Raw genomic sequence first — 13,037 nt, forward strand, 5'->3', positions numbered from 1 at the left:
TTCACGATCCTTCAACACGGCTTTCTATCCATTTGCGCCGGATGCGACCCACAAACAGGCCAATCGCAAACGCACAGACCGCATACGTCGCTGCCGAGGCCTGCGCAATCAGTACATTCACTTCCAAAACCCGCGCATTCAACCCAAAGACCATCCAACACAGGTTCGCCCCCAGTCCGCCAAGAAGCACCACCAAGAACCAGAGAAACCGCCGTTTGTAACCACAGAAACAACAGGCGGCCATCCACAAGGCCAGCAACCCAAGCAAGGTGCCCAGAAGCGTGTTCATGCAGCGGGGTCCTTTGAGCCGCCCATTTTACTGCGCACCCAGCGGCCCAGATAGATCACAGGCCAACGCAGGATCGAACACCCTCCCGCCAGCACCAGCAACCCGATCCAAGGCCCATGTTGCGCGGTGATGAACCCCAGCAATGGAATGCCGACAGCAATCAACACATAGGCGTTGCGCCAATGGTTATCGCGGCTTGGTGTCATCGCCAGAACATTGGCAAGCACCGCCCAACAACAGGCAAGGGTCAGCGACAGGCTCATTGGGGCACCTGCGGGTTCTGTCCACGCAGCTTGGCGAGAATGAACTTCAGCGGGTTGCGAAACATTGACACAAAGGCCGCCAGCCCCAGCACCGCCATCACCCAACCATGTTGCTGGCCAACAAAGAAAATCAACACCGGTGCCGCAAGCAACAGAGCGATACCCGGGACATACTGCCGGCGCATCGGCAGCATCGCCACCGCCACCGACGCAAACACCCAAAGGATACACATCCACATCAGCATCATCGTGTCACCATCCAATGCCTTGGCATCACAGCCGGCGCGCCGGCGATGCCCATTTCTACACTCACGCAGCGGCCCCTTTTGAAGTCGCCAGCTTTTCCGGCAATTCATTGGCCCATGCACTTATTGTACCGGCCCCAAGACAAACAACCATATCCCCCGGCCCGGCCTGTTCACGTACCAGCCGCGCCAGATCATCCTGATCCTGAACGCTGCGGGCATGGCGATGGCCGTGACGGATCAAACCGGCCACCAGATCATCGCGCGATGCCCCTGCAATCGGGTCTTCACCGGCGGCAAAGACTTCGGCAATGCCAACCACATCCGCATCATTGAAACAGGCGCAGAACTCATCAAAGTGATGGCTCAGCCGTGAATACCGGTGCGGCTGATGCACCGCGATGACACGCCCCTCGGTTGCCTGACGTGCCGCTTTCAGCACGGCTGCGATTTCGACCGGATGGTGGCCGTAATCATCAATGATGGTCACACCGTCAACTTCACCCACTTTCGTAAAGCGCCGGTTAACACCGCCAAAAGCCGCCAAAGCCGCCCGAATTTCCTCAAGCTTCATTCCCAGATGTCTGGAGATCGCCACTGCGGCCAGCGCGTTCGAGACGTTATGATCCCCCGGCATCGGCAAGGCACAGTCCTCGATCACCACATCCTCGGCCTGAAAATGAATGTCGAAATGCGCCACGCCCGCCTTGTAATGCAGGTTGCGGGCACGCACATCGGCCTGCGCGTTAAACCCATACGTCAGCACCCGCCGGTCGGTGATCTTGCCCACCAGCTTTTGCACCTCTTCATGATCAGTGCAGCAGACAGCCAAGCCGTAAAACGGAATGTTGGACACAAAATCAACGAAGCCCTGGCGCAGGGTGTCAAAGTCGCCCCAATGTTCCATATGTTCGGGGTCGATATTCGTCACGATGGCAATGGTTGCGGGCAAGCGGTTGAATGTGCCGTCGCTTTCGTCGGCCTCGACCACCATCCATTCGCCCTGCCCCATACGCGCGTTTGAGCCGTAAGCGTGGATAATCCCGCCATTCACCACGGTGGGGTCAATACCGCCCGCGACCAGAAGTTCCGCCACCATCGTTGTGGTGGTGGTCTTGCCATGGGTTCCCGCCACCGCAATGTTTGATTTCAGGCGCATCAGCTCGGCCAGCATTTCAGCTCGGCGCACAATAGGCAGCCCCGCCAGACGCGCAGCATCCAGTTCCGCATTGCCCGGTTTGATCGCCGAGGAAATCACGATGACTTCGGCACCTTTGATGTTCTCAGCCCGCTGCCCCTCAAAGATCGTTGCCCCCAGCCCCTTCAAACGGTCAGTGATCTTGGTCGCCTTCAGGTCCGACCCTTGCACGGTATAGCCGTGGTTCAACAAAACCTCTGCAATCCCCGACATGCCGATGCCACCGATCCCGACAAAATGGATCGGCCCCACATCGGTGGGCAATTTGGTTGCAGCAGCGTTCATGTCTTTTTTCCTTGATCTGCAAGATCCTCAACCAATGCCGCCAGCGCTTCGGCCGCTTCTGGCTTGCCCACCGACAAGGCGGCGCTGGCCATCTGCAAAGCAATTTCCGGCATGCTGAGGATTGTTTGAATTTGTTCGGTCAGCGTATCAGGCGAGGCTTCCTGCTCTGTCAACATGACAGCGGCACCGGCATCAACCAAGCCGCGCCCGTTGGCGGTTTGTTCATCCCGGATCGCAGCCGCCAGCGGCACGAGGATCGAGGGCCGTCCGATCACCGACATATCCGCCACGGTTGACGCGCCAGCGCGGGTGATCACCAACTGCGCCTCGGACATGCGGCGTGGCACATCCTCAAAAAACGGCTGGACGTCGGCGTTGATCCCGTTGTCGCGGTAAAACGCAATCACCCGTTCGCCATCTTCATCACGGGCCTGATGGCTGACGCGGATATTTTTCAACATCTCCATCGGCAGAGCGGCAATCGCGGGTGGCACCACTTCACTCAGGATACGCGCCCCCTGCGAACCGCCCATCACCAGCAATTCCATCGGGTAATCGCCGGGCGGGATATACCCCGCGCCTGCCCGTTCCAAAACAGAGGCCCGTACCGGATTGCCCACATGCACACCTTCAACACCGTCCGGTAATTCGGTTGGCCATGTTCCGCAGGCAACCCTATCGACACGCTTGGCAAACAGTTCGTTCACGCGTCCCAAGACACCGTTTTGTTCATGTATTATCCGCGGCAGGCGCAGCATTGTTGCCGCCCCCAGCGCCGGGATCGACGGGTATCCGCCAAAGCCGACAACCACACTTGGCCGGTCGCGCAACATGCGCCATGCGGCCCCTACTGTTCCGGCCAATATACGGAAAGGCACCATGGCCTTGGCCGCCAGACCACCACGCGCAAAGGTGGCCGAGCTGACTTGCACAATTTCAACCGCGTCTGGGAAGCCGCCAACATATCGCGCACCGCGCGCATCCGTGGACAGGCGCACCCGCCAACCGCGCGCCAGCATCACTTCGGCCAAAGACTGTGCCGGGAACATATGTCCGCCTGTGCCGCCCGCAGCAATGATCAACAAAGGCGCACTCATCGGAAGCGGCTCCGGCCCAGAATATCCGAAATCTCGCCCTGTGGACGGGTGCGGGTAAACGCCAACAACATGCCCACCGCAATGCCCGAGGCAATGACCGAAGAGCCACCGTAGCTGACAAACGGCAGGGTCATTCCTTTGGCCGGCAGCAACCGCACAGCCACACCCATATTGATCATGGCCTGAACGCCAAACATGCAGGCAAGCCCGGTGCCCGCAAGACGAATAAACGGATCACGTTCGCGCACCAGCCGCAGCAGGGAACGCACAACAACACCGGTATAAAGCGCAATAATACACATCACCAAAACCAAACCATATTCTTCTGCGGCAACCGCGATGATAAAATCCGTATGAGCATCGGGCAGCGACCACTTCACTTCGCCCTCCCCGACACCAACGCCGAACAGGCCACCTTCGCGGATGGCATTCGTGGCATAACCCAACTGCGTTGTCGGGTCGACATCAGGGCTGAGGAACCCGTCAATGCGCCGGGCAAAATGTTCTGAATTGGCATATGCCACTGTGCCGGCAATCACCACCATCGCAGCCATTCCCACCAGCAACACCATTGGCGCACCGGCGACAAAATACATCACGCCCCAGCCAAACAGAACCAGACAGGCCTGCCCAAAATCAGGCTGCAATGCCAGCATCAGCACAATCGCGATACACAGGGCAAAGGACCAGACCTTACCTGGAGGGCCGCTGATCTCAAGAGACGCCGCCATCATCCACGCCGAAGCCACAACAAATCCGGGCTTGAGGAATTCAGAGGGTTGCACAGAGGCAAACCCAAGCGAATACCACCGGGTTGCCCCCTTACCAAAGTCCGTTCCCAGAAACGGTAACAACGCCAGCGCAACAAAAGCCACAAGGAACCCGACAATTGCCAGACGTCGCACAACAAGCGGTGACATCATCGAGGTCAGCAACATTGCAACGATCGCCAGACTGCCAAAGGCCGCTTGCCGTTGAACATAGTGAAACGGCTGAAACCCATTGCGCTCGGCCAATGGCACCGAGGCTGCAAAGCCTAGCAAAAGCCCGACTGCAAACAACATCAACACGCAGGACAATGCCCACCGGTCTACGGTTCGCCACCATTTTGGAAGAATCGGTTCGCCGTCGACCACCCGAACGGTACCGTGCGCCATCGCTGTCATGACTGTCTGCCTTACACTGCCTCAAACGCCCCTTAGGGCCAGCCCCATTCTTGGGGTCTATCGAACAAGTATAAACAGATTTCGCCCCACAAGCTAGGGGGTTTCCGCCGCAAACCATCGCCTGCGGCGCAAGATTTGCCCCGTCCTTAGGCTGTCACGTGGGTTCCGCGAATTGGATAACCATTTGCCCGGATAAATTTGATCCCATTTTTGATACTCTCCAGTTCGGGCCGCGCGAAGGGCGCATTCGAAATGTCGATGATCTGGATATCACCTTTGTCGTTGATCACAAAAAGCCCCGGCTCCGGGAAGGGCCGGTCGGTTTCCTGCGCGCTGCGCGGGTCCGAGATATAGAGCCCAAGCGCCTGCATCTGGGCGATATCCAGCCCGTATCCCATGTTCAGCGTCAGTTCTTTTTCGTCCACCATCGTCTGCGCCTTGGGTTCGGGATCGCCGGAAACGACAACAACATCGACCCCCAGATCGTTGAAATCGCTCACCAAACCATCCAGCTTGGCCAGATAGGTTTTGCAAATCGGGCAATGCAATCCGCGATACACCACGACAAGCTGCCAATCCTGCCCGCCTTGCGGCACACCCAGCGTCAGGGTTCCGCCGCCCAATTGTGCGACCTTTTGTGTGGGAAAGCGGCTACCTGCGGCCAATCCTGTCATATTCATTCCTTCGTGCTTGTGTCCAATTGAAGCCGAAGGTGACAGCCCACCCGCCCAGCAGCAAGGTTGTTCACAGCAACTTGACCGCCTCGCCATGGCGTGAAAAGCGAGGGGCATGGAATTCGATACGGTTATCATAGGTGCCGGTGCCGCTGGCATGATGTGCGCCGCCCATGCCAAGGGGCGTGTGCTGGTGGTGGATCACGCCAAAACGCCGGGTGAAAAAATCCGCATTTCCGGCGGCGGGCGCTGCAATTTCACGAATATGTACTGCGGTCCGGAGAACTTCCTGTCGGGCAACCCGCATTTCGCGAAATCCGCACTGGCCCGCTATACCCAATGGGATTTCATCGCGCTGGTCGATGCCCATGGTATTGCTTGGCACGAAAAGACACTCGGCCAGTTGTTCTGTGACACTTCCGCCAAAGAGATCGTCGCAATGCTGCGCCGGTTGATGGAGGACGCGGATGTTGATCTACGCCTGAACACCAGCGTCACTGGCATCCAAAAGACAGGAAATCACTTTAAAATCGCACTTCAACAGGCTGATAAAAAATCGCAAATTCAGACATCTAACCTTGTCATCGCCACCGGTGGAAAATCCATCCCCAAGATGGGTGCCACCGGTTTTGCCTATGACGTCGCCCGCCAGTTCAACATTCCCGTGACCGCCACCCGCGCCGGTCTTGTGCCCTTTACCTTTGAAAACGGTCGTTTCGCTGGCATCTCCGGCACGGCCACACCTGCAAAAATCACCGCAGGCGGCACCACCTTTGAAGAGGCTCTGCTGTTTACCCACCGCGGGCTGTCCGGCCCTGCGGTGCTGCAAGCTTCCTCCTATTGGCACGAGGGCGAGGCAATCACCCTGAACCTTATTCCCGCCAACGACATGTTGGAGAAATTGCGGGCCCAGCGCCAGACTTCGGGACGCAAGAATTTTACCACCGAACTGGCCCACCACCTGCCCGCCCGATTGGTTGAGCACCTTGCCACAGAATTCGACCTGACCGGCAATCTTGCCGATTGGTCCGACACCCGGCTGACTGAACTCACCGACACGCTTGCCGCATGGCAGATCATCCCCGGCGGCACCGAAGGATACCGCACCGCCGAAGTCACCCTTGGCGGCATTGACACCGACACGCTATCGTCGAAAACGATGATGTCAAAAGACGTTGATGGCTTGTATTTCATCGGTGAAGCGGTTGACGTCACCGGCTGGCTGGGCGGGTTCAATTTTCAATGGGCGTGGTCTTCGGGCATGGCCGCCGCACGGGCGATCAGCGGCCAATAACCACCTGTACCTGCGCGATGAAATCCTCCCCGCGCCGCTCGAAACTGTCGTATTGATCAAAACTCGCCGCTGCGGGTGCCAGCAAGACAACATCACCGTCTTCCGCTTCCGCGCTCGCCTGCGCCACCGCAGCCTCCATCGTACCGCAGACTTCGGCCTCGACATTTAACTGCATGGCAAACCTGGCCGCCTCGCGCCCGATCACATAGGCCTTGCGCACAGACACACTGGCCTCTGCCAGCCCTTCCAGCCCGCCTTCCTTCTCCAACCCGCCACAAATCCAGCGGATATTTTTAAACGCAGCCAAGGCCTTGGCCGCTGAATCAACATTCGTTGCCTTACTGTCATTCACAAACCGCACGCCACCTGCTTCGGCAATGGTCTGACTGCGATGTGGCAGACCACCAAAAGAATGAAACGCCAGCTCGATCACTTTCGGGGCCAGTCCCAGCGTCCGACAGGCCGCATAGGCCGCGCAGGCATTCTGGTGGTTATGCGCCCCCGGCAGCCCGGCGACAGCGCGCAGATCAATCGACGCAACCTGCTTGCCCTTGCGGTACTCAGACAAGAACCCCTTGCGCGCAAACACCTGCCACCCCGGGCCCGTCAACTTGCGGTCAACCGAAACACGGATCACCCGATCATCCGCCGGTCCCTCGCTCAACTGCCCGGCCAGAAACCGCCCCTCCTGCTCATCGACACCAATGACTGCCCGATCAGGTCCACCCTCGGCAAACAACCGGCGCTTGGCCGCGAAATACCCGCCCATGCCGTGATGTCGATCCAGATGATCAGGGCTAAGGTTGGTGAACACCGCAACATGCGGCGTCAGGTTACGTGCAAGGTCGGTCTGATAGGACGACAGTTCAAGGACCACCACCTCGCCATCCACCGCAGGATCCAGATCCAGCACCCCGCGCCCGATGTTTCCCGCCAACTGGCAGGGCCGCTGCACATGCTCCAGAATATGGTGGATCAATGCTGAGGTCGTCGATTTACCGTTCGATCCGGTGACGGCCACAACCCGCGGGCTGGTTTCAAAATTGTCCCAATCCCGGGTGGCGAAGCTTTGGAAAAATAACCCTATGTCATTGTCCACCGGCACACCGGCCTCCAAGGCATAGCCCACCACTGGGTTAGGCGCGGGATAAAGATGCGGGATACCCGGCGAAACAATGAGACGCGCAATGCCGTCAAATGCCTGCGGTGATTTCAACTCCCGACAGTCAAATCCTTCGGCTTCGGCTCTTTCCCGTGCTGCCGGATTATCGTCCCAACACACAGGCTGCGCCCCACCCGCCCGCAACGCAATTGCCGCCGACAGACCAGAGCGCCCCAGACCCAAAACCGCCACCCGGCTGCCCGCCAAACCTTGCACTGGAATCATCATCTTACCCCTGTTAGCCTTGTTGCTGCACCATGATGCCATTGCGCGTCCTTCACAAGCCGGAGCCTGCACCATGGCCGACCTTCCCACTCTTTTGCGCAATCTGAACACCACGATGCGCGCAGATGACAACTGGGGCACCCCCGCCAATTACATTCCCGAATTGGCCGGTATCAACCCCGCCCAATTCGCCATCACAGTGATCACAGCGGACGGCGCGGTTTACAGCGCCGGTGACTGCGACACCCGCTTTTCCGTGCAATCCATCACCAAGGTCTTCACCCTTGCCATCGCTTTGGGCCGTTCGGGCGATCAACTCTGGAGCCGCGTGGGACGCGAACCCTCGGGCAGCGCCTTCAACTCCATCGTCCAGCTGGAGCGCGAACAGGGCCGCCCGCGTAATCCCTTCATCAACGCCGGTGCCATTGTCACCACAGATGAGGTGCTTGCCGGTCGCGCCCCCCGTGACGCGCTGGCCGAAATCGTGCAATTCATCCGCACTGCTGCCGGTTCCGAAGACATCCACATCAACGAAGCCGTCGCCGCATCAGAAACCCAACATGGGCACCGCAACTTTGCGCTGGCGCATTTTCTGGCGTCTTTCGATAGTCTAAAAAACCCGCCTGATATGACACTTGGCACCTATTTCCACCATTGCGCGCTGGAAATGACCACCACCCAACTGGCCCAATCCGGCCGTTTCCTGATGGGGGCCGCCAACATGCCGAAACTAATTTCCACCGCACGCGTGCGCCGCCTGAACGCCCTAATGCTGACCTGCGGACATTATGACGGATCAGGCGATTTCGCCTACCGCGTCGGCATTCCGGGCAAATCCGGCGTCGGCGGCGGCATTCTGGCCATTGTGCCGGGCAAGGCCTCTATCGCCGTCTGGTCCCCCGGGCTGAACCGCTATGGAAACAGCCACAAAGGCACCGAAGCACTTGCCACCCTCGCCCGTCAAATGAACTGGTCAATCTTCTAAGGACCTGCCGCCCGCATCGCGCCCATCTTCATCTTGCCCTTAAACTCAAAGACAAGGCTGGCCCCGCCCGCACCATTGGCCCAGGCGCGGTACTGCTGAACCAAAGTCGGGCCTAGCGTACCTTCAGCGTGGCAAGCCCGATCATCGCAAGGATCAGCGAAATGATCCAGAACCGGATCACGATCTGTGGCTCGGCCCAGCCCTTTTTCTCATAGTGGTGATGGATCGGTGCCATCAGAAACACCCGCTTGCCTGTGCGCTTAAAATACAACACCTGTATCATCACTGACAAAGCCTCAGCGACAAAGACACCGCCCACAACGGCAAAGACGATCTCATGCTTGGCTGCCACCGCAATGGCCCCCAGCGCGCCCCCCAAAGCCAATGATCCGGTATCGCCCATAAACACTGCCGCTGGCGGCGCGTTATACCAAAGAAAGCCCAGACCACCACCAATCAACCCCATGGTAAAGACCAACATCTCACCGGTTCCTGGCACATAATGCAGCCCCAGACCCTCGGTGAAATCGACCCGGCCCACAACATAGGCAATCACCCCCAGCGTTGCGGCAGCAATCATCACTGGCATAATCGCCAACCCGTCCAAACCGTCGGTCAGGTTGACCGCATTGGCCGCCCCAACAATAACGATCACCGCAAAGGGCACAAAGAAGACCCCCATATTAATCAATGTGTCTTTGAAAACCGGCATGGCAAGCCGATACTGAAGCCCCTCAGGGTGATACATGCTGGCCCAGACCGCAGCGATGATGGAAATCAATAAGCCCAGCAAAATCCGCACCTTAGAAGACACACCTGCGGTATTTTGCTTGCTGACTTTGGCATAATCATCGGCAAACCCGATGGCAGCGAAACTCATGGTGACAAACAGCACCAGCCAGACAAACGGATTGTCCAGCCGCGCCCAAAACAAGGTCGATGTCAACAAGGCCCCGACGATCAGCAGCCCCCCCATGGTGGGTGTGCCGGCCTTAACAAAATGCCCCTCGGGACCGTCATCGCGGATCGGCTGGCCCTTGCCCTGCTTGCGGCGCAGCACTGCGATCAAGGGACGACCAAAGATGAACCCGAAAACCAGTGCCGTCAGAAAGGCCCCACCGGCGCGAAACGTGATGTAGCGAAACAGGTTAAAGAAATCGCCGCCATCCGACAGTAGAGTCAACCAATAGAGCATTCAATGCACACCTTATCATCATCTTGTGGGAACAAGTCCACTTACATACCATCCGTCCGATGGCCCATTTTCCGGATGGCGTCAACAATCGCCCCCAGTTTCATCGACAACGATCCTTTGGCCAACACCACATCTCCGCTGTCCAGCTTTTGCCGCAAGCCAGTTAACATCTCTATCGATGTCTCGGTCCAATCGCCGCGCTGGTGTTCCGGCAGCAGATCATAAAGCGACCGCATCAACGGCCCAACACAATGCACAACGTCCAGCGATTGGGTCGCCTCCAGATGCGCCAACCCCGCATGCAGCGCGATAGCATCATCTCCCAACTCTTTCATATCCCCCAAGAAAGCGATCCGGCGTCCTTTGCTGACCCGCCCGATGTCATGGGTAACCGCACTGGCCGCCAATACCTCAAGTGATGCCGCCATGGAGGTGGGGTTGGCGTTGTAACTGTCATCAATCAGCGACAGCGTCAGATGGGTTTCAACGGGATCAAGCGTGATCACCTCGCGCACACCACGCCCCTGAAACGGCGTCCAGCGCCCCAGCGATTGCGCCGCCAGCGCCATATCGGCCCCAAGCGCCTGTACCACGGCCAAAGCCCCTAACCCGTTCATCGCAAAATGCCGTCCCGGCGTGGCAATCTTGAACAACAACGGCGTGCCGTCGGCATCAGCCTGTACAACGGTGGCATCGGCCTGAACGCTGACCTCCTTCAACTTGAACTGGAACCCGTGGGTGCCAAATTCGATCTCGTGCAGTTTGCAATCCACCGCCTTGGCCATCAGGATTGCCGCATGTTCAATATCGGCGTTGATCACAGCGACGCCACCCACAGGAACGCCTTCGAATATCGCTGCTTTTTCGACAGCTATCTGCGCCACATTGTCGAAAGCTTCCAGATGCGCCGCCGCCACTGTGGTCACCATCGCCACATCGGGGCGCGCCATTTTGGCCAAGGGCGCAATCTCGCCCGGGTGATTCATGCCGATTTCGATCACCGCATATTCCGTGTCCTGCGGCATCCGCGCCAAAGTCAGCGGCACCCCCCAGTGGTTATTATAACTGGCCACCGATGCATGGGTGCGTCCCTGGTCGCCCAGCATAGCAAGCAGCATCTCTTTGGTCGACGTTTTACCAACGCTGCCGGTGACTGCCGCCACCTTTGCGCCTGTCCGTGCCCGCCCGGCGCGCCCCAGTGCTTCAAGCCCCGCCAACACATCCTCGACAATCAGCAAAGGCGCATCTTCCGCCACCCCCTCGGGCACGCGCGACACCAAAGCCGCCCCCGCCCCTTTTTCAAGCGCTTGCGCCACAAATTCATGGCCATCACGCACATCCTTAAGCGCCACAAACAAATCGCCCTGTTCAATCGTGCGGGTGTCAATCGACACACCATCACAGCTCCATGTGCCTATAGCACGGCCTCCAGTTGCAGCCTCGGCTTGTGCGCTTGTCCAAAGAGTCATGCCAATCTCCCATCAAGGGCGGCCACCGCCACACTTGCCTGTTCCACATCATCAAAGGGCAGCACATCATCGCCAACGGTCTGCCCCGTCTCATGCCCCTTGCCCGCAATCAGCAAGGCATCGCCGGGACCAATCGCATCCACCCCGCGCAGAATCGCCTCGGCGCGGTCCCCTACTTCGGTGGCATCCGATGCCCCCAGCAGGACCGCCGCGCGGATCACCGCCGGATCTTCCGAGCGCGGGTTGTCATCGGTCACAATCACCAGATCCGCATGTTCTGCCGCCGCCGCCCCCATCAAGGGCCGCTTGGTTGCATCGCGGTCCCCGCCTGCCCCGACAATCGCCACCAGACGGCCCATCACATGCGGGCGCATGGCCTTAAGTGCGGTGGCAATGGCATCCGGCGTATGGGCGTAATCGACAAACACCGCTGCCCCATTGTCACGTGTTGCGGCCAGTTGCATCCGGCCCCGCACGGTTGTCAGATGGGGCAAGGTATCAAATACATCCGCCGCATCGGCCCCGCAGGCAATCACCAGCCCACAGGCCAGCAGCACATTTTCCGCCTGAAAACCGCCGATCAGTTCAAGCCGTTTCTGATAATCCTTACCGCCCCATGAAAACCGCAAGTCCTGCCCCGTTGCATCAAACCTCTGGCCGGTCAGTTGTAAATCTCCGCCATCGCGGCCCACTGTGATAACCGCACAGCCGCGCGCGCGCGCAATCGCCGCCATCTCGACCCCTTTGGGATCGTCGATGTTGATCACTGCTGTACCGTCCTCGGGCAGCACACGGGAAAACAGCCCTGCCTTGGCGTCGAAATAAGCGTCGAATGTTTCGTGATAATCCAGATGGTCCTGCGTGAAGTTGGTGAACCCTGCCGCCTTCAGGGTCACACCATCAAGGCGGCGCTGGTCCAACCCATGCGAGGACGCCTCCATCGCCGCATGGGTGATGCCGTTTGCCGCCGCATCCGCAAGTGCCCTGTGTAGGGTAATCGGTTCGGGCGTGGTATGGGCCAGCGGTGCAGCCCATGCGCCTTCTACTCCTGTAGTGCCAAGGTTGACCGCCGCCAGCCCCATCTCAATCCAGATCTGGCGCACAAAGGTCGAAACGGATGTTTTGCCATTGGTGCCCGTCACCGCCACCATTGTATTGGGCTGCCCCCCCGACCAAAGAGCCGCCGTGCGCGAAAGGACCTCGCGCGGGGCATCTGTCACGACCAGCGCAGCATCTGAAACACCAAGCTCGACACCCGCCAACAACGCACCTTCTTTGTCGGTCAAAACAGCCGCAGCACCACGTTTCAACGCATCAAGAACGAATTTCGCCCCATGCACATGAGTGCCGGGCAAAGCCGCGAACAAATAGCCGGCTTTGACATCGCGGTTGTCGACAGCCAGTCCGGTAATGTCAGGATTCGCCCCCCCACGTGCCGTAAGTCCAAGGGAAGAAAGCGAAACACTTGAACGGCTCATGGTGAAATCTTC

The 13,037-nt window shown here is 58.8% G+C and carries 13 protein-coding genes; 2 read left to right on the forward strand and 11 right to left on the reverse strand.

The genetic code is table 11. The features are described 5' to 3' along the window. Window position 1: 1 nt before the first annotated feature. From HKX44_RS06660 to HKX44_RS06690, 7 genes are all read right to left on the reverse strand, one after another. Window positions 2-289: a hypothetical protein gene (locus HKX44_RS06660; RefSeq protein WP_276150493.1), complete on the reverse strand. Its 288-nt coding sequence runs from the start codon at window positions 287-289 to the stop codon at window positions 2-4. Beyond that, window positions 286-552, reverse strand: coding sequence for a DUF2484 family protein (locus tag HKX44_RS06665; RefSeq protein WP_276150494.1), 267 nt, complete (start codon window positions 550-552; stop codon window positions 286-288). Before HKX44_RS06665 ends, HKX44_RS06660 begins: the two co-directional genes overlap by 4 nt. Then, window positions 549-908 (reverse strand): DUF2484 family protein, encoded by a 360-nt coding sequence (locus HKX44_RS06670; protein WP_346348169.1) that lies wholly within the window; start codon window positions 906-908, stop codon window positions 549-551. Before HKX44_RS06670 ends, HKX44_RS06665 begins: the two co-directional genes overlap by 4 nt. Beyond that, a complete protein-coding gene (gene murC / locus HKX44_RS06675) occupies window positions 862-2,280 on the reverse strand; it encodes a UDP-N-acetylmuramate--L-alanine ligase (protein ID WP_276150495.1) in 1,419 nt (472 codons plus the stop codon). Before murC ends, HKX44_RS06670 begins: the two co-directional genes overlap by 47 nt. Then, complete coding sequence (locus HKX44_RS06680; RefSeq protein WP_276150496.1) at window positions 2,277-3,377, reverse strand: UDP-N-acetylglucosamine--N-acetylmuramyl-(pentapeptide) pyrophosphoryl-undecaprenol N-acetylglucosamine transferase; 1,101 nt, start codon at window positions 3,375-3,377, stop codon at window positions 2,277-2,279. The genes murC and HKX44_RS06680 overlap by 4 nt, the downstream gene beginning before the upstream one ends. Beyond that, window positions 3,374-4,543, reverse strand: coding sequence for a putative lipid II flippase FtsW (gene ftsW / locus HKX44_RS06685; protein ID WP_276150497.1), 1,170 nt, complete (start codon window positions 4,541-4,543; stop codon window positions 3,374-3,376). The genes HKX44_RS06680 and ftsW overlap by 4 nt, the downstream gene beginning before the upstream one ends. Before the next feature lie 146 nt (window positions 4,544-4,689). Further along, window positions 4,690-5,217, reverse strand: coding sequence for a redoxin domain-containing protein (locus HKX44_RS06690; protein ID WP_276150498.1), 528 nt, complete (start codon window positions 5,215-5,217; stop codon window positions 4,690-4,692). Between the two features lie 115 nt (window positions 5,218-5,332). Here HKX44_RS06690 and HKX44_RS06695 point away from each other — a divergent pair, with 115 nt between their 5' ends. Beyond that, window positions 5,333-6,511, forward strand: coding sequence for an NAD(P)/FAD-dependent oxidoreductase (locus tag HKX44_RS06695; RefSeq protein WP_276150499.1), 1,179 nt, complete (start codon window positions 5,333-5,335; stop codon window positions 6,509-6,511). On the opposite strand, the gene murD is transcribed toward HKX44_RS06695, so the two are convergent. Beyond that, window positions 6,498-7,898, reverse strand: a complete 1,401-nt coding sequence (gene murD, locus HKX44_RS06700; RefSeq protein ID WP_276150500.1) for a UDP-N-acetylmuramoyl-L-alanine--D-glutamate ligase — start codon at window positions 7,896-7,898, stop codon at window positions 6,498-6,500. The two genes, HKX44_RS06695 and murD, sit on opposite strands and share 14 nt — an antisense overlap. Window positions 7,899-7,971: 73 nt before the next feature. Between murD and HKX44_RS06705 the strand changes: the two genes are divergently transcribed. Then, a complete protein-coding gene (locus tag HKX44_RS06705) occupies window positions 7,972-8,883 on the forward strand; it encodes a glutaminase (RefSeq protein WP_276150501.1) in 912 nt (303 codons plus the stop codon). Window positions 8,884-8,995: 112 nt separating this feature from the next. On the opposite strand, the gene mraY is transcribed toward HKX44_RS06705, so the two are convergent. Genes mraY through HKX44_RS06720 form a run of 3 tightly spaced genes read right to left on the reverse strand, consistent with a single transcriptional unit; the run spans window position 8,996 to window position 13,025 of the window. Then, window positions 8,996-10,078: a phospho-N-acetylmuramoyl-pentapeptide-transferase gene (mraY, locus tag HKX44_RS06710; RefSeq protein WP_276150502.1), complete on the reverse strand. Its 1,083-nt coding sequence runs from the start codon at window positions 10,076-10,078 to the stop codon at window positions 8,996-8,998. A 41-nt stretch (window positions 10,079-10,119) separates the two neighbouring features. Continuing rightward, a complete protein-coding gene (gene murF, locus HKX44_RS06715) occupies window positions 10,120-11,547 on the reverse strand; it encodes a UDP-N-acetylmuramoyl-tripeptide--D-alanyl-D-alanine ligase (protein WP_276150503.1) in 1,428 nt (475 codons plus the stop codon). Continuing rightward, on the reverse strand, window positions 11,544-13,025 hold the full coding sequence (locus HKX44_RS06720) for a UDP-N-acetylmuramoyl-L-alanyl-D-glutamate--2,6-diaminopimelate ligase (protein ID WP_276150504.1): 1,482 nt from the start codon (window positions 13,023-13,025) through the stop codon (window positions 11,544-11,546). Before HKX44_RS06720 ends, murF begins: the two co-directional genes overlap by 4 nt. Window positions 13,026-13,037 lie beyond the last annotated feature (12 nt).

Source organism: Sulfitobacter sp. M05, assembly GCF_029285175.1.
Taxonomy (GTDB): Bacteria; Pseudomonadota; Alphaproteobacteria; order Rhodobacterales; family Rhodobacteraceae; genus Sulfitobacter.